Origin of the sequence: Streptomyces sp. M2CJ-2 (genome assembly GCF_016757295.1) — a bacterium.
In the GTDB taxonomy this organism is placed as follows: Bacteria; Actinomycetota; Actinomycetes; order Streptomycetales; family Streptomycetaceae; genus Streptomyces.
Window position 1 is genome coordinate 280,455 of sequence record NZ_JAESIF010000001.1, and the last position, 23,280, is coordinate 303,734.

Annotated in this window: 20 protein-coding genes; 10 read left to right on the top strand and 10 right to left on the bottom strand. The window is 68.3% G+C overall.

Annotated elements, in window-relative coordinates; all coding sequences use genetic code 11:
* Nucleotides 1-111: 111 nt before the first annotated feature.
* Genes JL475_RS01600 through JL475_RS01610 form a run of 3 tightly spaced genes read right to left on the bottom strand, consistent with a single transcriptional unit; the run spans nt 112 to nt 1,891 of the window.
* Nucleotides 112-639 carry a hypothetical protein gene (locus tag JL475_RS01600; RefSeq protein ID WP_202274123.1) on the bottom strand — a complete coding sequence of 176 codons (528 nt, stop codon included), beginning with the start codon at nt 637-639 and terminating at the stop codon, nt 112-114.
* Nucleotides 636-1,526: a hypothetical protein gene (locus tag JL475_RS01605; protein ID WP_202274124.1), complete on the bottom strand. Its 891-nt coding sequence runs from the start codon at nt 1,524-1,526 to the stop codon at nt 636-638. The genes JL475_RS01600 and JL475_RS01605 overlap by 4 nt, the downstream gene beginning before the upstream one ends.
* Nucleotides 1,523-1,891 carry a hypothetical protein gene (locus JL475_RS01610; protein ID WP_202274125.1) on the bottom strand — a complete coding sequence of 123 codons (369 nt, stop codon included), beginning with the start codon at nt 1,889-1,891 and terminating at the stop codon, nt 1,523-1,525. Before JL475_RS01610 ends, JL475_RS01605 begins: the two co-directional genes overlap by 4 nt.
* A 21-nt stretch (nt 1,892-1,912) precedes the next feature.
* On the opposite strand from JL475_RS01610, the gene JL475_RS41415 reads away from it, so the two are divergent.
* Together JL475_RS41415 and JL475_RS01620 are read left to right on the top strand one after the other, a co-directional pair.
* A complete protein-coding gene (locus tag JL475_RS41415) occupies nt 1,913-4,792 on the top strand; it encodes a CHAT domain-containing protein (protein WP_202274126.1) in 2,880 nt (959 codons plus the stop codon).
* 45 nt (nt 4,793-4,837) lie between these two features.
* A complete protein-coding gene (locus tag JL475_RS01620; RefSeq protein ID WP_202274127.1) occupies nt 4,838-5,935 on the top strand; it encodes a tetratricopeptide repeat protein in 1,098 nt (365 codons plus the stop codon).
* Nucleotides 5,936-5,962: 27 nt separating this feature from the next.
* Here the strand turns inward: JL475_RS01620 and JL475_RS01625 are convergent, their stop codons facing one another.
* Nucleotides 5,963-6,169, bottom strand: coding sequence for a DUF397 domain-containing protein (locus JL475_RS01625; RefSeq protein WP_202274128.1), 207 nt, complete (start codon nt 6,167-6,169; stop codon nt 5,963-5,965).
* A complete protein-coding gene (locus tag JL475_RS01630; RefSeq protein ID WP_202274129.1) occupies nt 6,166-7,023 on the bottom strand; it encodes a helix-turn-helix transcriptional regulator in 858 nt (285 codons plus the stop codon). The genes JL475_RS01625 and JL475_RS01630 overlap by 4 nt, the downstream gene beginning before the upstream one ends.
* Nucleotides 7,024-7,196: 173 nt before the next feature.
* Between JL475_RS01630 and JL475_RS01635 the strand changes: the two genes are divergently transcribed.
* Both JL475_RS01635 and JL475_RS01640 read left to right on the top strand, forming a co-directional pair.
* Entirely contained in the window at nt 7,197-7,649 is a 453-nt protein-coding gene (locus tag JL475_RS01635; RefSeq protein ID WP_202274130.1) for an ATP-binding protein, read from the top strand.
* 174 nt (nt 7,650-7,823) lie between these two features.
* Complete coding sequence (locus JL475_RS01640; RefSeq protein WP_202274131.1) at nt 7,824-8,864, top strand: hypothetical protein; 1,041 nt, start codon at nt 7,824-7,826, stop codon at nt 8,862-8,864.
* Nucleotides 8,865-9,073: 209 nt separating this feature from the next.
* Here the strand turns inward: JL475_RS01640 and JL475_RS01645 are convergent, their stop codons facing one another.
* A complete protein-coding gene (locus tag JL475_RS01645) occupies nt 9,074-9,463 on the bottom strand; it encodes a RidA family protein (protein WP_202274132.1) in 390 nt (129 codons plus the stop codon).
* Nucleotides 9,464-10,072: 609 nt separating this feature from the next.
* On the opposite strand from JL475_RS01645, the gene JL475_RS39695 reads away from it, so the two are divergent.
* The 5 genes from JL475_RS39695 (at nt 10,073) to JL475_RS01665 (ending at nt 15,830) form a co-directional block, all read left to right on the top strand.
* Complete coding sequence (locus JL475_RS39695; protein ID WP_237405867.1) at nt 10,073-10,471, top strand: hypothetical protein; 399 nt, start codon at nt 10,073-10,075, stop codon at nt 10,469-10,471.
* Nucleotides 10,468-10,722 (top strand): hypothetical protein, encoded by a 255-nt coding sequence (locus JL475_RS39700; protein WP_237405869.1) that lies wholly within the window; start codon nt 10,468-10,470, stop codon nt 10,720-10,722. The genes JL475_RS39695 and JL475_RS39700 overlap by 4 nt, the downstream gene beginning before the upstream one ends.
* Before the next feature lie 619 nt (nt 10,723-11,341).
* Nucleotides 11,342-13,456 (top strand): hypothetical protein, encoded by a 2,115-nt coding sequence (locus JL475_RS01655; protein WP_237405870.1) that lies wholly within the window; start codon nt 11,342-11,344, stop codon nt 13,454-13,456.
* Nucleotides 13,457-13,590: 134 nt separating this feature from the next.
* The gene (locus JL475_RS01660; RefSeq protein WP_202274134.1) at nt 13,591-14,787 is read left to right on the top strand and encodes an ATP-binding protein; all 1,197 of its coding nucleotides are present in this window, start codon (nt 13,591-13,593) and stop codon (nt 14,785-14,787) included.
* Nucleotides 14,784-15,830: a ParA family protein gene (locus JL475_RS01665; RefSeq protein ID WP_202274135.1), complete on the top strand. Its 1,047-nt coding sequence runs from the start codon at nt 14,784-14,786 to the stop codon at nt 15,828-15,830. The genes JL475_RS01660 and JL475_RS01665 overlap by 4 nt, the downstream gene beginning before the upstream one ends.
* A 191-nt stretch (nt 15,831-16,021) precedes the next feature.
* Here JL475_RS01665 and JL475_RS01670 read toward each other — a convergent pair whose 3' ends face one another.
* A complete protein-coding gene (locus JL475_RS01670) occupies nt 16,022-18,034 on the bottom strand; it encodes a serine/threonine-protein kinase (protein WP_202274136.1) in 2,013 nt (670 codons plus the stop codon).
* A 57-nt stretch (nt 18,035-18,091) separates the two neighbouring features.
* On the bottom strand, nt 18,092-18,460 hold the full coding sequence (locus JL475_RS01675) for a hypothetical protein (RefSeq protein WP_202274137.1): 369 nt from the start codon (nt 18,458-18,460) through the stop codon (nt 18,092-18,094).
* 265 nt (nt 18,461-18,725) lie between these two features.
* Between JL475_RS01675 and JL475_RS01680 the strand changes: the two genes are divergently transcribed.
* Entirely contained in the window at nt 18,726-19,382 is a 657-nt protein-coding gene (locus JL475_RS01680) for a PASTA domain-containing protein (protein WP_237405872.1), read from the top strand.
* 280 nt (nt 19,383-19,662) lie between these two features.
* Here JL475_RS01680 and JL475_RS01685 read toward each other — a convergent pair whose 3' ends face one another.
* Complete coding sequence (locus tag JL475_RS01685; protein ID WP_202274139.1) at nt 19,663-22,212, bottom strand: DUF262 domain-containing protein; 2,550 nt, start codon at nt 22,210-22,212, stop codon at nt 19,663-19,665.
* 118 nt (nt 22,213-22,330) lie between these two features.
* A complete protein-coding gene (locus JL475_RS01690) occupies nt 22,331-23,179 on the bottom strand; it encodes a hypothetical protein (protein ID WP_202274140.1) in 849 nt (282 codons plus the stop codon).
* Nucleotides 23,180-23,280: the final 101 nt, after the last annotated feature.

Below are 23,280 nucleotides of genomic sequence, written 5' to 3' on the forward strand. Positions count from 1 at the left end.
GTCTGCGACAGCCCAGCGGTGAAGGCATTGCACCTCGCTCGATTCCCCGGCGCCTTGTGGCCGCATCCACTCGTCGTGACGAACTCGCCGTCGAAGCGACGGTGCGGGACCCTAGCCGGCCGAGTGCACCCTCATCACGCGGATGCCGCGTCGCTGGAGCTTCGCGACGGTGTAGTGGCGTCGCTGCCATGCGCGGAGGGATCCACCGACCAGCTCCTCGGCATCCTCGCGGCGAAGGTGTCTGTGCCTGTTGTTGACGAGTTGCGGCTCGTAGCCGGGCACCACGTGGAAACCGTGGACCTCGGTGAACGACTCGCCGAACGTGCCGGCGGGAAAGTAGGTGACCCAGCGAGCGTGGTCGTCCAGCCGGCTGGGGTGGACGCCGGGCCGGCCGAGCACCAGGTTCGCCACGATCGCTGTGACCTCCGGGCACTTGTTGGTGATCGAGGCGATGGGGTCGTTGGCCAGGTCGCCCATGATGACGATCGGCTTCCGTACGTTCTCGGGGCGGAAGACCCGGACGTGGTAGTTCGCGTGGCCGTACCAGTCCGGTGACCGGTAGGGCAGCGCGTGCTGGTCGATCACCAGGACCGCCTCGTCGACCAGCGTGGGCTCGGAGGTGCGACGGAACAAGCTCATGTCCGTTTCCTCAGCACTGTCGTGATCTCGGCACCCACGTCCTCGGTGAGCGTCCCTTCGCAGGGGATGCCGAGGCTTTCCGCGAGCTGTCGGCCGTGCAGGTCGACGGCAGCCTCGGAGAGCTCCGCGAACGCCACGCCCGCGACCCGTGCCCGGCGCCACGCGGTGGCGGCCGTGACGGCACCGGCGACCGCCGAAGGCCACCACACGGCGCCCACGGCGACATAACCGACGGCCCATGCCATCAGTCTGGCCGCGGCAGCGAGCCTGGCGCGGGACGTGACGATCTCGGCACGTACGTCCTCGGCCAGAATGAGCCAGACACGCGGCCACGCGGAGGTGATGTCGAGCCTGTAGGCGCTCCAGAGGCGTGTGTCGACGGCGGCGATACGGTCGCCGAGCCAGAACGGGTGGTCGGGTGCCGTGAGACCGATCCGGTTGCGCCGGGCGTTGAACTCCCGGGCCCGTGCAGCGGCCGCCGCCGCTTCGGGAGTGCCCTCCACCCTGGCGGCCTCCAGCAAGGCGTGGTTGAAGGCCGCGTGTGCCTCTTCCCAGTGCCGTCGGCGCCGGTCGGCGAGCCATCGGGGACGGGTCGCGAGCCACAGCCGCTCCACCGTCACGCCCAGCCCGGTGGCGGCCAGACCCAGAGCCGCCGAAGCGGCCAGCAGTCCGGCGAGGAGGAGGATGAGCGTGCCGGTGTTGCGCAACGCGGGCTCGGCCGACAACTCGTTGAGCCGGGTGAGCAGCAGGCCGGTGTCGTGCCAGCGCCGGTGCCCGAGCGTCACGCCGACGGCCGCCACGCTCATCAACAGCACACTGGGCCCCAGCATCAGGGCGATCCAGCGCTCAGCCAGCTTCCCGCTCAGCGCCTCGAGGAACCTGGTCACGACCGCAGCCTCGTGACCGCCATCGGCTGCCGGAGCGCCACACAGAACACCGGCTCCGCGCCCGGCGCCTCGACCCGTGCGCAGACACCGGCGGGGCACGCCAGCACCTCGAGCACGCGGTGCCCGTCGCCCGCGCCGGGGAACCGCTCGTACGAACGAACCGGGCTCAGCCCCGCAGCGTGCCCTGCCCTCAGAAGAAGGATCTCCAACTCGTCGAAGGAGTCGGCAAGTTCGTCGAGCGCCACGCCGTCACGCACCCGGCTGACGATCGACTCGGCGAGCACCCTGACCTCTGGCGAGGTCCGTACCGCGTCGGTATCGTCGGCCAGACGTCGGCACAACACGGCCAGTTGGTCAGCGGTCATCTCAGTGAGGATAGTTACGGAGTGACGAGCCCGACACCCTTCGACAGTGAGATCGAACGGAACAGGCGCCAGGCGGCGCAGGGTTCGGTGAACGCGATGTACGCCCTGGCCATGGGGTTGCGCGACCGCTACGGGTACACGGCTGATCCGGCCGACCTGCTGGAAGGGATCACGCAGTTGCGGACCGCGATCGGGTATGTGCCGGATCACCCGATCAGGCACCCCTTGCGGGTCGGCTTGAGCTTGTTGTTGCAAGATCACTTCCTGTGCTTCCGTGATGTGTCGGCGTTGCACGAGGCTCTGGCCGGGTGCGACGAGTCGCTCCCGCTGCTGGACCGGGAGAACCGGTTGGTGGCGGCGATGGTGCGGGGAGAGACGCTGATCCTGCTGGCCGAGCACACCCGCGAGACCGCGTACGTGGCAGAGGCCGTCGAGTCGGCGTCACGGCTGCCGCGCGTACCGGCCACCCAATACGTGCTCGGCAAGGCCCTGTACATCCGGTACGAGCTGACCCGCGACCACGCCGCCCTCGTCGATGCGGCCCGCGTCCTGGAGGAGAGCGTCCGCGCGACGTCCGTGGACGACCCGGACTACGCGGTGCGGCTCAACCAGTTGGGTGACGTACTGCAGCGATCCGCGGAGCACACGGGCGACGAATCCGTGCGGGAGACCGCCGTCCGGTACTTGCGGGATGCGATGGCACGCACACCGAGCGACTCGCGCGCGCTGCTGGAGAACAAGGTCGACCTCGCCGCCGCGTTGCGGGACCGCGGCAGGAAGACCGGTGACGTCGCCGCGTCACGGGAGAGCGTGGCCCTGTTGCGCGAGGTGCTCGAGGCGACCCGGCCGGATGAGCACGTGTGGGAGAACCGCTGCGAGAACTATCTGATCGCCGTGCAGGACCTCGTCGCGCAGACCGGCGAGATCGACGTGCTGGACCGGGCCGTGGAGATCGGCCGGGTAACGCGTGGCGGGGGTGGCGGGCTGGGCATGATCTCCCTGCTGCTGGGGCTGCTGCACAACGAACGGTTCCTGCACACGGGTCTGGAACGTGACCTGGGCCAGGCGATCGCCGCGTACACCGAGGTCGTCGAGACGGTGCCGTACGGCGAACGGACCCACGCCGTGGCGCTGGGCAACCTGGGCCGGGTCTGGTTCTCCGAGTACGAGTTCAGGGGCGACCCGGAGGCGTTGCGCCGGTCCGTCACGGCGCTGGGCAGCGCCGTCCGGGCGAGTGCTCCCGACACGACGGAGCGTGGCGAGAGCCAGCTCAACCATGGCGGCGTCCTGTTCGCCCAGTACGAACTCACCCAGGACCCCGGGGTTCTGGCCTCCGCGGGCCGAGCCTTCCGTGAGGCGGCGGAGATCGAGGCGCTGCAGCCCATGGCGCGGACCAAGGCCGCACGCGCATGGGCGCACACCGAGGCCGAGGCGGGACGCTGGGACCGGGCCCGGGACGCCTACGCGTTCGCGGTCGGACTGCTGCCGCTCGTGGCGCCGCGGCGTCTTGCCCGTGTGGACCAGCAACGAATGCTGGCGGAACTCGACGGCCTCGCCGCCGACGCGGCCGCGAGCGCCTTGCGGGCGAACGACCCGCAGACGGCGGTGCGTTTGCTCGAACTCGGCCGCGGCTTGCTCGGCGGACAGGTGCTGCAGAGCCGCAGCGATCTGTCCCGCCTGCACGTGACGGCACCCGAGCTCGCGGAACGACTGGGCGCCGCGTTCGACCGGCTGTCCCCGACCGGGCACCTCATGGGCACCGCGGCGGACGAACGGCACGACCTGGACGTCCGGTTGCGGCACCTGCTCGACGAAGCGCGGGCGCTGCCGGGGTTCGCGGACTTCCTCGCCCCACCGGACCTCGACGAGCTGCTGGAGTCCGCCGCGGACGGGCCGGTGGTGCTGATCAACGTGAGCAGATACCGCAGTGACGCGTTGATCGTCCGTCCATCGGGGGTCACCGTGGTCGAGTTGCCGGGAGTGACGCCGGACTCCGTGGCGGGCCAGGCGGCCACCTTCGGTGCCGCGCTGGCCGCGTCGGCCCGGCCGGGTGCGGGCGAGACCGATGCCCAGATCACCGCCGCGGGAGTGCTCGGGTGGCTGTGGGACTTCGTCACCGAACCCGTACTGAAGCGACTCGGGTACACCTCCCCGCCGTCGGATGCCTGGCCACGGGTCTGGTGGTCGCCGGTGGGACAGCTGGCGTTGCTCCCGATCCACGCGGCCGGCCGCTTCCCGGACGACGCGTCCGTCCTCGATCGGGTGGTGTCGTCGTACACGCCGACGTTGCGGGCGTTGCGGCACGCCAGGGCGCGGCACACCCGGGCGGGCGACGACCTGGTGGTCGTGGCGGTGGAGGACGCGACGGGGGCGCGGCCACTGCGCGGTGTGGGGCGGGAGGCGAGCAGGATCGCCGCACTGACCCGGGCCACGCGGCTGGACGGCGCGGAGGCGACGGCCGACTCGGTCCGAGCCGCACTGGCGTCCCACACGTCGGCGCACTTCGCGTGTCACGCGGCGAGCGATCCCGACGATCCGTCGGCCGGCCATCTGCTGCTGCACGACGGGCCGCTCTCTGTGCTGGACGTGTCCGCGCTCGACCTGTCCGGTGTCCGGCTCGCGGTGCTGTCGGCGTGCGAGACATCCCTCGGCGCCCACCGGGTCCCGGACGAGAGCCTGCACCTGGTGTCGGCGTTTCAGCTCGCCGGCTACCCGCAGGTCGTCGGCACGCTGTGGCAGGTCAACGACCTCGTCGCCCGGATGGTCGCCGTGGACCTGCATGAGAGCGTCTCGGCGGGCGAGGACGTCGCGACGGCGCTGCACCACGCGGTACACCGCTGCCGCGAGCGTTTCGACAAGACCCCGACGCTGTGGGCCGCGTACCTCCATTCCGGTCAGTGACCGGCGACTTGCCCGCGGCGGGATGTGACCGAGACAGGGAGAGACATGCCGTTCTGGAAAAAGAAGCCGAAGACCACGAACCATTACATCGGGGACTTCGGCAGCGCCGAGATCAATGTGACCGAGCGGCGAGGCGAGCTGCCCCTCATCGAGATCAGGCTGTCGGTGACGGCGGAGTACGCCCACGGGCTCGACTTCCAGCGCAAACGCGAGGAACTCGGCCCGAACCACCCGGAGACGCTGCACGCCCTGCACGTGTACGCGGTCGCGCTGGGAGAGCAACCCGGCAGGCAGGACGAGGCCGTCGCACTGCTGGAGTGGCTGGCCGCAGCCCGCGCGGACGACCAGGAGAACAGGCTGCTGACGTTGAACGACCTGACCAGGATCCTGCAGGACGGCGGCAACCCCGCCCGCGCCGAAGAGTGGTTGCGCGAGGCCCTGTCAGGCTGGGAGCGACTGCGCGGCCAGGACGACGCCCAGACGTTGCAGATCGCGTCGAACCTGGCGAGAGCTCTGCTCGACCTCGGCCGCAGGGAGGAGGCGGAAGGGCTGATGCGGGACACGGTCTTCCGCCGTACCCGTACGCTCGGCGCCGCCCATCCGGACACCTTGATCAGCAGGAACAACCTGGCGGGAGCATTACGCGGCTCCCCCGCCCGGCTCACCGAGGCGGAAGGCATGTACCGGGCGATGCTGGCCGACATCGACGGCACGACCGACCTGAGCATGACCGTGCAGAACAACCTGGCCGCCGTACTCACCCACCAGGGCAAACACGCCGAGGCGCTGGAGATGTACGGCCACTTGATCGACGCCCGCTCGCGGCGGCAGGGCGACGACCACCAGAACACCTGGAGGGCCAGGAGCAACTACGCCGCCGTGCTCACCAAGCTCGGCCGCGTCACCGAGGCCGAGCAGCGGCTCACCGAAGCGCTCGATGGCTGCCGACGGGTCTTCGGCCCGCGGCACTCCACGACCCTCGGCGCGCAGGTCGACCTGGCGGCGACGAAGGCCAACCAGGGCCGAACGCAGGAGGCGGTTCCCTTGCTGCGCGACGCGATCGACGGCTATCGGAGCACCCATGGCCCGAACCACCCACGTGTACGCGAACTCAGCGACATCCTCGGGCAGTTGGGTGGATGAAGGCGCCCGCTCTCTGGCTGGCCGACGTCACATGGCCGCGAGCGCCACGAACGTGACCCACTCGTCCCGGCCGACCCGCAGCACGGGCCCGTCGCCCACGGCCTTCGAGTCCCGTACGTACACGGTGTCCGAGTCGGCGGCCATCTCCACGCAGTCGCCGCCGCTCGTTCCGCTGTAGCTGCTCTTGAACCAGGCGAGTTCGCGGGACTGCTCAATTCCCTGATCGGTGCTCATAGCTCCCCTGCCATGTGCTCGACGAGACGGGAGGACTCCTCGGTGTCGAGGGCCTGAGTGCGCAGCATCCCATACCGCAGCCAGAACTCACTGACCTCATGCCGGTCGGACCGGACGCTCACGACGTCCTGTGCCTCGATGTAGACGAACTGTTTGCGATCGGTCGACTCGACCAGCACCATCGGCCCGTTGAGTCCGCTGTGGGCGCCTCGGATCGTGGGCATGATCTGGAGCTCGACGTTGCGCATCCTCGAGCACGTCAGCAGATGCTCCATTTGTCCCTGCATCACGGCAGTGCTGCGCACCACACGTCGGATCGCTGCTTCCTCCACGATGAACACGAAGACCATGGGTGGGCATGTGCGACTCAACAGCGCCTGACGGGCAAGACGAGCCGCCACCCTCTGCTCGACGACGTCATCGGACAAGGGAGGAAAATGCGCTTCGAGCAGCGCCTGGGCGTATGCCTCGGTCTGCAGCAACCCGGGGACCAACAGAGGATCGTAGGAGAACCTGCTCACCGCCTCGGATTCCAGCAGGGCGAAGTCCTGGAAGAAGACGGGAAGTTTCGCCCGGTCCACATCGTCCTGGAGTACCCGCAGTGCCCCGCCCGCGTCCAGCGCACGCTCCGCGGCCTCCGTGAAGGCCGCCTTCGCCGGTCTCCGTCCCTGCTCGACGGAGGCGACCTGCTCCAGGGAGTAGTCGATCGCCTCCGCGAGGCCCTGCTGGGTGAGGCCGGCGCGTTCGCGGAAGAGGCGGACGAGCTTGCCGTAGGCGCTCCAGACCGCGGGGTGTTCCTTCTCCGGACTGCGCCGGCCGGTGGTCCCGCAGTCCCGCTGGGTCGTCCTGCTCATCGCGCCCCCGTTCTGTGCAGTGGTCCGTCGTGACGGCAACGACCGGTGAGCCGTTCCGGCTACGTGCTTCGGCCCGTACACCTGCCGTACGAAGCCGTACAGCGGCCGTACCGCGCACCCGGGTACGGAAGTCCGACCTCGTCAGGCTATATGCGTGACGAGACGGTTACTCCATGAAGTCGCACAACCTCGCCACTGAACCACCCACCCGCGTCCCGCAGTTCACCATCCGCCTCAGCAGCACCAGACGCGGAGCCCGTCTCGCACGACGCCTCGCCGGCCAGCAGCTCGCGGCCTGGGGGATTCCGTACGACTCCGAGACGTCACAGGCCCTCGCCCTCGTCACGGCCGAGTTGGCATCCAACGCCATCACCCACGGGCACTGCCCCGGTCGGGACTTCCGGCTGACGCTTCTGCTGCTGCCCGAGCACGGTGTCGCCCGCGTCGAGGTGACCGACACCCGCCCGGAGCGCGCCCTGTGTGACCCGGCGGCCGAACCGGTACCGCCCGACGCCCCGTCGGGGCGTGGACTGCTGCTCGTGGCCGAGTATGCCGAACGATGGGGGTGGATGGTCCGCGACGCATATACGAAAACTGTCTGGGCGGAGGTGCAGTGGTCTGCTTGACTCCAGTCGCGCGGACGGCCGGGCCGGGGGAGGGTCAATACATGCGCGCCCTCCGCGTGGAGGAAGGGCCCAAGGATTTCGCGACGGCCAAGGTGCCTTTGCTGGAATGGTGGGTGCGACGGAACGGGGCCGGAGCGTGCTCATGGTCCGCGACGCGGCCATAGACTCCGCGCCATGGAAGAGATCTTCAGGCTGAGTGAGATCCGGTGTCCGTCGGGAACCCTGGTCGTTGTGGACGGCGGTCATCTGGGGCTGTGGAGCGGAGAGCGGTCGCCTGCGGAGATCGACCCGGCTCTGCTCGGCGTGTACGACACGGAGACGGCTGCCGATGTCCTCGGCTCGGTCGACTTCGCCGTGGTCGGCCCGGACGCCTCGGCAGCGGTCCGCAGCTTCGGTCGGCAGCCCGGCGCAGTGCTCCACGACATCCCGGCCTCCCGGGCGGCAGGACTGGGGACGATGTTCGAGGACCACTGCCGAGCCGCAGGGTTGGACGCCCGCCTGGAAGCGATGCCGAGCCGGGAACCACATGCCCAACGCGCGCGGCGGACCGCCGCCGAAGGCGGCGGCGGTTTCCAGATGTTCGGGGTTCCCGTCGTCGCGGTGGGCGGGATGCCCCGCGACCGTCATCTGCCGGTACTCGCCTCGCGGGCCGACGGCGGCGACGGTGCCGGCCCGCACTGGTCCGAGATACGCGTTCAGGTGAGCGATGCCCGGCTGGAGTCGTCCATGCCGCTGGGTGACGTCGGCGTCGACTGGGCCCGGGTCCTCTTCGGCGATGCCGACGCATTGAGTGTCTGGCAGCACGACGAGCCGGTCGACGGACTGGCCGATGTCGCGTTCTGGGGTGCCGCCGCGGACGAAGCCGCGGCGCTCTTCGAAGCTCCGGAGCTGGGTGAGCCGGGTGAGGACGGTGTCCGAGGATGGACCGGGCTGGCCATGGCGGAGGCGGTGGAAAAGGCTCGCGCCGTGATGAGTTGGAAGGAGGAGACCGGACGCCGCATGATGGTGGACTTCCGGCCGCATTCCCACCACTGGCAGGTCATGCGGCAGGTTCGCGCCTCTGAATGCGAGGCCGGGGCCGTGGACATCGGTGACGCCCGACTGCTCTGCGCGATGACGACCTGGGGTGACGGCTACTTCCCCGTGTCGGCCGACCTGGACGCATCGGGTTCCGTGGTCGCCGTGCGGGTGAGCTTCTCCGAGGTGCTCAAGTAGCTGTTCACGCCCCGTGCAGCCGTCTCAGTACGGGACGATCCTGACGGCCGAACCGCAAGACGGGCCGAGTGCGCCGAACGGTGGGGTTGCTGAGATTCGTTGCGTGATGTCGCTCGACCCGATCCCTGAGCTGCGGCGATGCCCCGGCAACAGGCGGCTTCACTCGAAGATCATTAGTAACCGTCCCACCGCCCCGGCGTCCGGCCGAGTCACCAGGGGATAACGGCGAGGGCTTCCACCTCCAGCATGAGCTCCGGCCGGTACAGGGCGGCCACCTGTACTGCGGTACTGGCCGGCGGACGCGCGGTGTCGATGTGGGCGTCGCGGACGGCCCGTACCTCCGGCAGTATGGCGACGTCGGTGACGTAGAAGGTGAACTTGGCGACCTCGGCGAACGTAGCGCCGCCTGCCGCCAGGCAGCGTCGCAGGTTCTCGAAGACCTGACGGGCCTGAGCGGCGGCGTTGCCCTCCCCGACCACATTTCCCTGTTCGTCCAGTGCGACCTGTCCGGAGATGACGACCAGTCGGCCTTCGCCCACAACCACGTGGCTGTAGCCATTCCCTGGGGCGACCCCGTCAGGCGGAATGTGAGTGAGCATGGTCTCTTCTGACTCGTCTGACACAGGTGTCCTCCTCGAACGACAGTTGGTGAGGCAACGGTATATGGCAGCAACTCGTATCATCTCGCGGCTCGTTGGGCCGCGTGCTCAGCATGCGCCGCGCCTGGTGCCGCCAGCGTGGCAGGCCGCGTCCTCGCGCACGTGACGACGGGGGACGGCCTATGCGCGAGGCAGGCCCGGGGTGGGGAGGAACAGGGCGCGAGCGAGGGCGGAGGCCATCTGGGCCGCGTAGTCGGGCAGTTGACGGGAAGCCCAAGCGGCGGCCAGGTCGAGGAAGTCGGCCAGGTCGCGCTCCGCTCCGGCCAGCAGGCGAGCCCTTCGTCAGGGCACTCGTACGCCGCGACGTGCCCTGACTTTCTTGGGCTGACGTACGCGTCGTTCAGTCCCGTGCGCCGCGGATCGTCCGTCCGATCGAGAGCGCCGGAAGGTCCTCGGACGCCCGACAGAGGGCAGGGAGCTCTCTGACGGTCGGCGGGAAGTCCGTATGCCGGGGATACGTGCTTCTGCCGGCTTCAGTTGCCCCAACCGCTGGATACGGTAGGGAGCTTCGGGTGGCATAAGCCACCGCAGCCCCAGAGGCGAACGCACTTGACGAACCGTCAGCTCATGTCGAGTCATTACTCCGAGCCCGCAATCCATGAGGCGTGGAGCCTGCCTGCCGCCGATACCTCGCGGGGCTATCGTGCTCTGTCGTGGACGGTCGGGTCGGCCGGCGAACTCGCGGTCCTGGTGGTCCACAGGCGGTACCTGGAGCACAACTTTTCCGTCAAGGGATGGATCGGGTGGAGACCGAAAGGTCCGTTCGACCCCGAACTGGTCACCATCACGGGGCAGGAGGAGCAGCGCACGCCCCTGGTGAACATCCGGCTACGGCCCAGCCACCTGGCTCTGCTTCCGGATTACCGTTTCCTGTTGGTCGGCGGCCGTACGTTCCCGAGCGGGCCCGGAGGCGTCTGGATGCCCAACGCCGTGGCGTCGGTGAAGTGACCAGCTGTCCCAGCCCCGTCCACTCCCCGGACGGGTTCGCGGTCCGCGGCAACCGTGCAGTGCTGAGCCGCCGCGACCACAACCAGCGGACCGTCGAACTCGTACACGCCGAACTCGACGGCGGCGGCTGGGCCGTGACCAGTCGCCGCAGAATCGAGGTGTCCGGGCGCGTCGTCCTGCGGTGCGGCCAGGGCCGCGACGGCGTCCTGTGGCTCCGCACCGGCGACACCTGGCTGCGCACAAGGGCGTGACCCATGGTGTCCGGGCAACTTTCGCCGGTCCTGTTCCCGTTCCTGGTCCTCGCCCACGTCGGCCGCGAGCCCATGGCAGGTAGCCGGGAAGCGAAGACGGGTCCAGGGGGCCACGCTACCTATTGTGAACTGAGTGCACGGGGTGCATGCTGGACGGGGGTGTATCGTTGTCGTCGGAAGGGCACACGTGATCAGGGGACCGGCAGACCTGGACCGGCGTGTGCTGCGTACGCCGGGCAGGCCGGCGGATTCCATCTCGGCCGACCCGTTGCTGACGATCCGGAAGGCCTGCTACGCCGCCGTGTCGAAGCGGACCTTGTCCACCATCGTTCTGCCATCGGATTCGGATCACCGGGCTCGAGCGGTACGGCTTGATCGAGTTGACGGCCCGTCATGCCGACTGTCACGGTAAATCGTACTGGAACAACCAGGAACAACAGGGGAGAAGATGGGGCGGCATTACACCGCGTCGAAGAGTCGCTCACAGGGGCGAGGCGGGTGGTCCGTGGTCTTCCGACACCCAGGCCGTCTCGATCCGGCAACCGGCAACCCAGGGCGTCGTGTCCGACGAGAACTGGGGACGAGTGTCGACACGGAGGCTGATGTTCTAGTCAGCCAGTTGAATCAGATTCTTCAGGACGAGGCGCTGTGGGAGCCACAGGTTCGGTCCAAGGCGATGGCTTTGTACGACACTCGGGTCGTCGACGTGTTTTACGACGACCTTGAGCCGCCACACACGGACTTCAGAGCCCTTCGTGAGGAGCTCCTGCCCCTGCCGACCCAAGCTGATGGGTACCGCCACGTACTCTTGTTGGGCACGACGGGTGCCGGCAAGACCACGGCGGTGAGGCAGCTGCTCGGGACCGACCCCGGCGTTGAGCGTTTTCCGTCCACGTCGACAGCCAAGACCACGGTGGCAGACACCGAGATCGTTCCAGCGGCAGACGGACCCTACCGTGCGGCGGTCACTTTCGTCGCCAGGGACGAAGTGGTCGATCACCTCACGGACAATGCTGTCGCGGCGGCGCTGGCGATCTTTCAAGGTGCGTCGGACCGGGATGCTCTCAGGCGTCTTCTGGATCACGTGAACCAGCGCTTTCGTTTCAGTTACACCCTTGGTCGACCGGTGCTGCCGTCTGATGACGATGACGACGATGTGCCGGACGACGAGGACGAGGTGAGCGAAGGCTCGCCGGCGCTTGAAGCCGACGAGCTTTCTGTCATCGACCCTGACGCGACTACTGCCATGCTCCTCAACGCCGTATCCGAGCTGCGAAGGATCGTCACGGAGCAGAAGGAGGGTTCCCTTTCGGATCTGCAGCCGCGTGAGGGTGACGACGAGGGCGTCATTGCGGAGATCCTGGAGGAGGCTCTTGACTTCCAGCTCCGCCGGTTGGAGGAGTTCCACCGCATCGTCGACGACATGCTTCATGAGATCGAACTCCGGTTCGCGCTTCTGAGCGAGGGTGAGCTGCGGCGGACACGTCAGGGATGGCCGCTCACCTGGACACTCTCGACAGAGGATCGTGGTGCGTTCCTCAAGGCCGTGACCTGGCTGTCCAGCAACTACGCTCCACTCTTTGGGCGACTGCTCACACCGCTCGTCAACGGGATCCGGGTAGTCGGGCCCTTCATTCCGTCGTGGGCGGACGCGCCGCAGCCGTTGGTGCTCATTGATCTCGAAGGCCTCGGCCATACGCCGAAGTCGGCGTCCACACTCTCCACCGATCTGGCCAAGCGAATCGGCGAAGTCGATGCCATCCTTCTGGTGGACAATGCCACCGCTCCGATGCAGGCGGCTCCCGCAGCCGCCTTGAAGGCCATAGCGGTCTCGGGCAACACGAACAAGCTGCACTTCCTGTTCACCCACTTCGACCGCATGAGAGCCGACAACCTGCCGACCTTCGTGGACCGAGAGGAACACGTCCGCGCCTCGGCCGAGAACATGCTCAGCTCCATCGGGGAGGAGCTGGGGCAGATCGCGGAGCGAGGAATCCGTCGGCGGCTTGAGCAGCGCTGTTTCTTCGTCGGAGGAATGCACAAGGTTCTACGAGCCACCAGCAACAGCGGTCGGCGCACCATCAGTCAGCTGGAGAGGCTGTCCCAGCAGCTGGTTGCCGGTGAAGAGCCGGTGGCACTCGGGCCGGCCAAGCCGGTTTTCGACCGGACGTGCCTCGCCGTGGCCGTGGCCGAAGCGACACGGAACTTTCACGCCAGGTGGCGGGGCTCCCTCGGCCTCGAACACAACCGATCGGCACCGAAAGAACACTGGACCCGGGTCAAGGCCCTTTCCCGTCGACTCGGGGAATGGGGGCAGGACGAGTACGACACGCTGAAGCCGGTTGCTGAGCTCCGGAACGAGCTGCAGAAGCAGACCTTGCTGCTGCTTGAGCGTCCTGTGCGCTGGGAGGGGGGATCCCCGACCGGCGATGAGCGGGAGGCGATCATCCAGGAGATTGCCAAGGCCGTGACCGCCAGGCTGCACGCTCTGACGGAACAACGGATCAAGACGGACGTCCAAGACGCCTGGCTGGAAGCCTTTCGCCAGCAGGGGACCGGTTCCAGCGTCACCCGGGCGAAAATCATTGACGCCAAGGTGCTCGAGTACGGCGCTCCGATCCGCGATGTCACTGCTTCGTCCGATGGCGGCGCTTTGTTGCAGGCCATGTCCGATCTCGTGGAGCAGGTGGCCGAGGAGGACGGACTGTTCTCTTGGAACGGTCGTCGTCCATGAGCCGCTGAACGGCCGAAGACGCGTTCGCCGGATGTGTCCCCGCCCAGCGGGAAGGGATCCCCTGGCCCGGCCGCCGCCGTGCGGCTGTCACCCTCGGGTGCTTCCGGATCGGGGAAACCGGCACAATACGCGATGTGAACGGACGTGAAGCAGACCTGGCAGACACTCTTGGCACGTACGAGACCCCGACCCTCGAGTTCAAGCGCACGGCCAAGCGGGACGGGAAGCGCGGAGATGCCATCGGCAACGCCGTCTGCGCCATGGCCAACGACCTGGCCGGCAAGGGCGGCGGAGACATCCTCGTCGGAGTGGCGGACGACGGCAGCCCGACCGACGACGTGGACGTCAGCGACCGGGCTCTGCTGGCGCTGACCGACCTACGGGACGACGGACGGATCCTGGACCGGCCGTCCTTCACCGTGCAGGCCGCCGTCTACCGGGGAAAGCCCGTGGTCCACATTCATGTCGAGGCGTCGGCCGCACTCCCCGTGCGCTTCGAGGGCGTGGTCTGGGTCCGCCCAGGCCCCACCACCCGTAAGGCGACGCGCGAGGACGAACGCGTTCTCACCGAACGGCGCAGGGCCGGTGACGGTCCCTTCGACTCCCGGCCTGTGCCGCGCTCGACTCTCGACGACCTGGACCTTGATCTGTTCAGGCAGGCGTATCTGCCGTCGATGGTGGGGCCTGAGGTCATCGAGGAGAATGGGCGCCCGGTGGAGGTGCAGCTCTCCTCGCTGCACCTCACGAGCCCTGAAGGCCGACCGACAGCTCTGGGGCTGCTCACGGTCGGGCTCGACCCGAGCAGCCGCATCCCCGGGGCGTATGTGCAGTTCGTCCGGTACCAGGGCCTGGACCTCGACGCGCCTGTGGCCGACGATCAGGAACTTCGCCAGAACCTTGTGGGCGCGGCTGCCCGGCTCGAACCTCTGCTGCGCAGCAACCTACGCACCCGCCTTGTCGAGGACGGATTCCGGGAGACGCCGCAGCCGGACTATCCCCTGGAAGCTCTGCGTGAGGTGACCATGAATGCGCTGATGCATCGCAACTACGAAACGTCTTACGCGCCAGTCCGTATCGCGTGGTTCGACGACCGGATCGAGGTGACCAATCCCGGCGGACCGTACGGGCAGGTGAATGACGGCAACTTCGACCGCGTCACCGACTATCGCAATCCGTCTCTCGCGGCCGCAATGAAGGGACTCGGATACGTGAACAGGTTCGGGCGCGGCATCGGGCGGGTCCAGGCGGCGCTCGAGCGCAACGGGAATCCGCCTGCGGAGTTCCAGGTCGACGACTCGTCGTGGGCCGTCACGCTCTGGAGGGCTTCATGAAGCGGACGTCCATCGCGCTGTTCAACAACAAGGGCGGGGTGGGAAAGACGACACTCACCTATCACCTGGCGCACATGTTCCGAAGGATCGGGCTCACGGTGCTGGCCGTCGATCTCGATCCTCAGGCGAACCTCACCTCGATGTGTCTGGACGAGACCGAGATCGAAGAGCTGTGGGAGAACAAGTCCGAACTCATCGCACAGGGAGCCGCGCGGTCGGCACTGCCGGGAACCGGACGGGTACGTAGTGGGCAGACCATTGCCGACGCGGTGCGGCCGATCCTGGAGGGCACAGGAGACGTCGCGCCTGTTGAGCCGGCCAGACTGCAGGACGGGCTGTGGCTGCTGGCGGGCAGCCTCGACCTGAGCCGTTTCGAGGACAAACTGTCCAGCGAATGGTTCAAGACCTTCGCGGGGGACATCGCGGCGATCCGCACCACCACCGCGTTCCACCGCGTCATGGAGCAGGCCGCTGTTGACGTCCAGGCCGACATCGTGCTGATCGACGTGGGGCCGAACCTCGGTGCGATCAACCGGTCCGCGCTCATCGCGGCGGACACCGTACTCATGCCGCTCGCCGCGGACCTCTTCTCGTTGAAGGGACTGAGCAACCTCGGTCCGACGCTGCGTGACTGGCGGAGGGACTGGCAGCAGCTCGTCCTTCCCCGCGTTCCGGCAGGCTTCTCCGCCCCGCGCGCCGAGATGCGACCGCTGGGGTATGTGATCATGCAGCCCGAGATGCGACTGGACCGGCCGGTCAAGGCGTACGAGCGGTGGCTGGAGCGTATCCCCTGGGTCTACTCGGCTGCCGTGCTGGATGAAAGCCCCAAGGCGCGTGGCGACGACAGCCACAGGATCGCCACGCTACGCAACTACCGCAGTCTCATGCCCCTCGCTCACGACGCGCGGAAGCCCATGTTCGACCTGAAGGCGGCCGACGGCGCGCTCGGCAGTACGCAGAAGTATGTGCAGACCTGCTATCGGGAGTTCCGGGGGCTGGCCGAAGGAGTGCTGGCCCGCGCGGAGGAGCTGGTCACGGAGTGATCGACCGGTATCCGCGGCCGGCAATGCCGAACACGGCCCGATCCCCGATGGCGCCTGCTGTCGAGATATGGATGGTCCTTGACCATGTCGAGGGTCGACCTCGATCCGTCCGGTAGACCGATCCGGAGGCATGTCCCGACAAGGGCCTGGGGCCGGTCGGTGGTGTTGGTCGCGCCGCCGACCACCGGCACTCAGGCAGGACAGTCGGCCTCGGTCGTGGTCGAGCCCCAACGGATCATCGCGTAGCCGGACGCGCCGACCTCGGCCACGACATATCGGGAGTAGGACCATGCCGTGCCCGCACTCTCCCTCTCGCGCACAAGAGCCCGGCATGCTTCACCAGCGGCCATGGCGGCCCATGTCTCCTTCTGTCTCTGCTTCCACATCAGGTAGTTCGACCATACGTACATCGCCGAGTTCGCGGGGTCGAAGCCGACGCTGATGTCGTCGTGGCCGAGTACCCACTGGGTGCCGAGCGTCGGGCGCATCCCATTGGTCCGCTCGATGATCTTCTTTGCGACGCGGTCCGCGATCCGTATCTCGGCCCTGTCGGTGCTGGGGATCACCGCCGCTGCGAGGCCGTCCCCGTCGGGCTCCCAATTCAGCGCGGCGCCGGAAACCTCCTCGGTACCGTCCCCGGCAGCCGAGCTGCACTCCGTGTCAGCGACGAAGTCCTCCTGCCAGGTCACCTGAGAGTCCCGGCCCGGCTCCTCCTTCACCATGACATACGTGCGGTACGGCAGGTCCGGATGGAGACGGAGAACGACATCCCGCAGCGTCAGGCACATCGACCGCGCGATCTCCGTCTCCGCGTACGCCATCCCCTCCTCGTCGGAGGCCAGCCGGTACGAGAAGTAGACCTCCCGGCGCGACTCGTGAAACCTCACGGCTCTCGGAGTCATCTCGATCGGGCTCAGGTCCCGAGCGGTGACACCCTGGTCGTGCAGGACCGCGCGCGCCACGTCGTGTTCGCCCTGGCCCCGAGCCGTGCGCGCCTGTCGCCAGCTCTCCGCGCTCGCGGAGCCGTCGGCCGTGGCCTGCTGCTCTTGCTTCGTCGGGCTGTCGTCCGCGGTGCTCACGGACGGCTGCCCGGATCCGGCCGAGGCGACGGGGGAGACCGAGGCCGCGGAGGGCGATGCGTGGTTGCCGTTCCCCGTGCCGCCGGGCATGAGGGCCGCCGCTCCTCCGGCCAGGCCGCCGACGACAGCCGCCACGAGGGCCACGGCACCTACCAGTTGCTTCCTCGAACGGTTCAGGGACGGGGGAAGCTGCCACGCCGGGTCGTCCCCGGCCGGCACGTCCCAGACCGCCGTGACCATGTTCACCGCCGTCGGTGGCACGATGCCGTCACCCACCACCTGGGTGACCTGGGACGCCAGCAGTTCCGCACACCCCCGGGCGGCCTCGGCGGCCGACGGACGATCCCCCGGCTCCTTGGACAGCGCCTTCTCCACGACCTGGCGCAGCGGCGCGGGAACTCCGTCCAGGTCCGGTTCCCCGGACATCACGCGGAACGCGACCACGTCCGGTGCGCCGGCGCCGAAGGGCAGCCTTCCGGTGGACGCGTAGGCCAGGAGCGCTCCCCAGGCGAACACGTCGCTCTCGGGGCCGGTGGTCCCCGTGCGGTAGTGCTCGGGGCTGATCCAGCCGGGGGTGCCTGTCATGACACCGGTGCGGGTGACGCTGGTTCCGTCGGCGGCGTGGGCGATCCCGAAGTCCAGAACGCGCGGGCCGCCGGGCGTGAGAATGACGTTCTGCGGTTTCACGTCACGGTGCACCACACCAGCGGCGTGGACGGCCTCCAACGCCTGAGCGGTGGCGGCCGCGAGCGCGTACAGGCTTCCTCCGCTCAGCGGGCCGTGGGCGAGCAGGTGCTGGTGCAGCGTGGGGCCGGGAACGTAGGCGGTGGCCAGCCACGGGGTGTCCGCGTTCGTGTCGGCGGTGAGCAGCGGGACCAGGTACGGGCCGGTGACGCGGGAGGAGAGCTCCACCTCACGCTTGAAGCGGGCCCGGAACTCCGGGTCCTGGGCCTGTTCGGGATGAATCACCTTCACCGCGACGCGCGTTCCGTCGGGGGCGACGCCGGCATGGACGGTCCCCATGCCCCCCGCACCGAGACGGCCGACGATCCGGTAGTGGCCTATGCGGGAGGGGTCGCCGGGACGAGCCGGCTGGACTCTTCCACCGGATCCGTTTTCGCTCACAGATTGTTCCTTCATACGGTTCTACGGCGGGGTGCCCCGCTCGTCGCCGACGAGACTTCAGTGGTCGGAGTAGCGCTTCGCGAGCTGCTTGATCTCTTCGACCCACAGCTCCATGTCATCGCCCGGCCGCTTGTACGGTGAACGCCGGGCCAGCTTGAAGAAACCGCCGGACGGTCGGCCGGTCTCCCGCAGGACCACGAGCGCGGAGAGCAGCGGCAACGATCCGTCCGGGCTCTCGCGGACGGAGGCGTCTTCGAGGAGGTAGGGCATGGGCCCCTCATAGGCGGGGACTTGATGGCCGCGACCGGCCAACTCGGTGCTGAGGTCGCCGTACGACAGTGGTGCCGCACCCCCACGTGCCCGATCCCGCAGGATGTCGACCACGGCGTCCAGCGCCTGCTCGTACTCCAGCGTGTTCTTCTTCATCGCCCTCTCCCCACCCCGGTCGCTCGATCCTGAGCTGCCTCAGAGCCTAGATGGCCCGCACGTAAAGGGGCAGGGGTGCACGCAGGATTCCTATCATCGAGTTGTGAACTCAGTCCACAAAATGCATGCTGAGCCGGTCAAGTGCCGCCGGGCGAGGTTCGATTCGTCGTCGGTCAGGTGTCTTGCCAGGCTTGACCGGGGAAGCGAGCCTCGCCCGCATCCGCACGGCGGGCCACTCTCATCGGTAACGTCCTTGGGGTTCACCATGCGCACCACCCGCACCTCGGCAGCCACCGCGCTGTTGCTCGCCGCACTCACCGCCTGCGGCCCGACCACCGACACCGACGCCAAGCCCGCGGACCCCACTCCTACGGCTCCCGCCCCCAAGACGTCGGCCACCAGTGCCGGCGAGGGGGTCCAGGAGCCCTCGACCGCCGCCAAGACCGCCGCGAAACTTCCGGACATGGTCGGCAAGGGCTTGCAGAGTGCCCAGGACGAGGCACAGGCCGCCGGCTTCTACTACCTCACGTCGCACGACGCGCTCGGCCGGGGTCGCAACCAGATCCTCGACCGGGGCTGGAAGGTGTGCTCCCAGACCCCGGCGCCCGGCACGCACGAGACGGACACGAAGATCGACTTCGGCACCGTCAAGCTCGAGGAGACCTGCCCCGCGGGCGGTGAACAGGGCGAACCCGAGAAGGCCGGCTCCACCATGCCGAACTTCGTGGGGAAGTCCGTCAAGGTCGCCCGCCAGGCGCTCGACGGTTCCACCAGCATCACGGTCGACGACGCGTCAGGCCAGGGCCGGATGGTGCTCATCGAGTCGAACTGGCAGGTCTGCTCGACCGACCCGGCGGCCGGGGCGAAGCTCGACGGACAGCCGGTGACGATCGGGGCCGTCAAGTTCGGCGAGAGTTGCTGACGCAAGCGGGCTTCGACGCCCGCCTCGGGGAACCGACCTCTCTTCGTGCTTCGGGGGCGCCTGCCGTTTCTCGAGCTGGATGCGTTGCCCAACCAGTACGGTGCGGCGGTCCACTCGCGGCCACCGGCCGAGGCGCGGACATGCGTCGAGCCCGGTGGGCCACCAGGTGGTGTCGGGGACCCGGAGGAGCCAGCGTTCCCGGTCGAAGGGGACCGCCTGACCGAGGACGTCCTCTCTGGAAGGGATGACGAGGCCGGCTGGAAGCCCGGATCTCCGCACCTCAATCCCTCCGCGCCAGATCCAGCGCCGCCGTGTGCACGAACCAGTCCAGTACCCCGCAGATCTCCTCGCCATGTTCCGCGAACACCCGCACCGGGAAGGACGGGCGGAGTTCCAGCTTCGCCTCGGGCAGGTCGATGCCTTCGATCTTGTTGAGGCGGTTCAGCAGCTCGCGGCGCTGTTCCGTGTCGTCGAAGGGGCTGCGATCCTTGAGGTACTGGAAGACGACCTCGACCGTTCCGCTCATCGGGTAGATCGCCACGGGCCAGATCAGGTGGGGGCGGCGACTCGTGCCGGCGTCGAGCATCGGGAAGCAGCTCGTCTCTTCGTGGCGCCCGTAGTTGACGTAACCGCCCTGGATACGCCAGAAGTCGAGCGCGCCCAGGACCCCGGCGGACGCCTCCGGCCAGTGCTCCTGCAACTGCGTACGGAACCGCTCGGCCGCCGCCGGGTCCTCCCCGTCGGGAAGCGGGTCGTGCGAGGCGGGCTGTACGACGTCCTTGCCGAGCAGGGTCGCCAGCTCCGCGGCGGTCAGGCGCTGCGAACCGTGAGCACGGCCCGACGGATCGAACCTCACCCCCTCGCCCGTCAGCAGCTCCTGCGGAGGCCGCATGTCGCTGCCGTCCGCCCAGCGGAACGCCGGGGAGATCTTGCCGTCCGCGGTGAGGACGCGGTAGGCACCCAGCACCGTCGGGTTGGAGCCCAGGTAGGTGCCGACCGGCACCGGGTGACTGCCGATCAGTTCGGCGACGTCGCCGTACGTCGTCCACGTGCCGCTCGGCATCGCCACCAGGGCCGCCCTCAGCTCCACCCAGCCCGGCCACTCCTCGCCGGCCGGTTTGACCCCGCCGATCGGTCCGGGCCACAACTGCACCGCTCGTTCCGTCAGGCGGTCGGCGCGGGCCAGGATCTCGGCCTTGCCCCAGCGCTTCTCCGCGGCGATCTCCTGGTTCATGCGCAGGGCGCTCGAGTCGAGGATCTGCTGCTTGCGCTCGAACGGGCTGTTGGACAGCTTCGCGTTGTCCCCGGTGAGGGTGAGGTTGCCCAGCGTGTGCACCAGCAGGTCGTGCAGTTCCTGGGGAGTCTGGTTCGGCTCGGTCTCATCGCTGAGCAGGTCGAACCACGAGGCGGCCGGTCGCTGCGGGAGGACGTGCTCCACGCTCAGGGACGCCTTGTCGAAGTCGACGGGCTCGGTGGAACCGTAGCTCTCCTCCAGACGGCGCAGGATGTGACTGCGCTGCGGAGGACGACCGCTCCAGTAGAAGGGCTTGCTGCGGATCGCCTCGCGCAGTTCCTCGTCACTCGGCCAGCGGCGGCGTCGGCCGGACAGGAACCGCCGGACCGCCTCGGCGGCGGGGCGGTCGGTCTCCAGTTCCTTCGGGGCCTCCATGAAGATTCGATTGAGGCCGGTGGTCGGTGTCTGGCAGATGAGCCGCCGCACCAGGTAGGACTCGACGTACCGCAACGCCTCCGCAGCGTCGGCGGGCGTAGTGCTTCCGCCGGCGACGAGATCCAGCAGGTGGAGGGCCAGCGGGTAATGGGTCTGGCCGCCCCAGGCGGCGAGGCGCTCCAGTACGGCGCGCAGCGCCGGGGACTGCTCGCGCCGGGGTTCGATGATGCGGAGGAATCGCCGTCCGCGTTCCGCCAGTTGCGCGATCTCGCGTTGCAGCGCGTCCTCGTCGCCGGTCAACGGCTGGAGCCGCTTCTGCTGCTCCCGGTAGATCTCGCTCTGCTTGGTCTTGTAGTGACCGCGTACCACCAGGTCCAGCCAGACGAGGAGTTCGAGGTTCTTGGGACCGAGGCTCTGCTGCATGGGGAGCCACAGCTCCTGGTAGACCCGCTCGCCCCGCCTGGGCAGGAGCATGAACACGTAGTTGCGCAGCAGGTCGCTCTGGCTCAGTCCGACGCCGGTGTTGTTGATCGACTCGAAGATCCGGTAGACGTTGTCACCGGACTCCGCGGTGATCTCCACGATCGACAGCAGGTCCATGAGGACGGTTTCGACCGTGGCGATCCATCGGTCGTCGTCGGCAGTCTCCCGCCCCTCGGCGAGCTCGCCGAGGAAGAACCGGTAGGCGGCACCGATGTTGTCGCTGCCTCCGGCTTCCGCCCGGGACTGGACGCAGGCCGTGTACGCCTCGCGGTCGGCCTGTGTCGGCAGCAGGCGATAGTGGTCGAGCCCTTCGTGGAACTCGTTCACGAGGATCCGTCGGTGCACCCTGTCCGCACCGCGCGGATCATCCGTCTTCTTGAGGTGGTCGCGCAACGCGGTGAACGCCAGCATCAGTGTCGTCAGCCGCTGTTGACCGTCCACGACCAGCCATCGCTGCACACCGCCGGCCTGGATCTGGCCGGGGGCGAGCACCACGGAGCCCAGGAAGTGCGGGGCGGTGGCCTCTCCCGAGAGGTGTTGGTCGACGAGTTCGGTGACGTCCTCCCAGAGCCTCTTCAGCTGCTCCCTGCCCCAACTGTAGGTTCGCTGGTAGAGGGGCACCTGGAACTGCTTCTGACCCTGCACGAGGTTGAGGAAGGTGATCTCCTGCGCGCGCATGCGCTTCCTTTCCCTGCCGGGTGGGCGTGATCTGACGGCTCGTCCGGCGATCCCGGATCCCACGGCGGTCACTCAACTTACAGTGAACTCAGTCAACGGTGGTTCGTTTGAGGATCATTCACGGTTGGAGGGGTACCCCGTGTGCCGGGACCGTAGCCGTCTGCCGGGAGATCCGGGGCATCGTCTCGTTGGGGGAGCGGCGCAGCAGCTTGATGGACCGGCCCTCGACCCATGCGTTCCATGCTTTGAGGTAGTAGAGCAGGTGCTCGCGTGAGTCGTCGCGTCGCCGGTGGGCCTTGCCCGTGGCGAGGCTGAGCATCGTGTTGCGCAGGGTGAGGCGGGGGTCGCCCGGCTCGAGCCGCGCGCCCGTGACGATCCCTTCCCGCCAGGAGGTCTGGTCGATGTCGGGCCGGGCCTCGGTGGTCACGTACCAGCCGATGGTCGCCGCCGTGACGGTGATGCGGCACGCGCGGTTGAGCGCGATGCCGGGATGAAGCGCGTCACGGATGCCGGGGTGCTTGTCGAGCATGGCCAGCAGCTGATCGTTGCTGGTGACGGACGATCCGCCGCTCCATGGCGAGTCGGGCGCGTTCAGGTAGAGGTGCAGGCCCCGCAGGGCTGCCGCCAGGTGTGTCGAATTGGCCTCGCCCGCGAGGGCGAGCGTGTCCCGACCGGTGCGCTTGCGTCCGGTGTCCATCACCGTGAACGCGGTGCGCGGGACGCCGTGGGTGACGGTCAGGGGCACGGTCACTCCCGCCTTGGCGATGGCCGCGAGGCGGTGCTGTCCGTCGATCAGTACGCCGTCCTCGTCGAAGGCGATGCCCTGGTGCGTCAACTGCCACTCGCCGCGCTGGATTCGGCCGGCCAGCTGCTGTACCGCAGCCTTGCTGAGCGGTCGGTTGCCGGTGTTGCGGGTGAGCCATTCCGCCGCCAGCTCCGGACTGACGTCGAGCACTTCCATCTGCATGGCGCGTGGGCCTTTCTGCTGGGCGGCTGGAGGTGTTCCGAGTGATTCCGTAAGCATCTTGACGGATAGTTGTGAACAGAGTCAATGTGCGTAATTGCTTG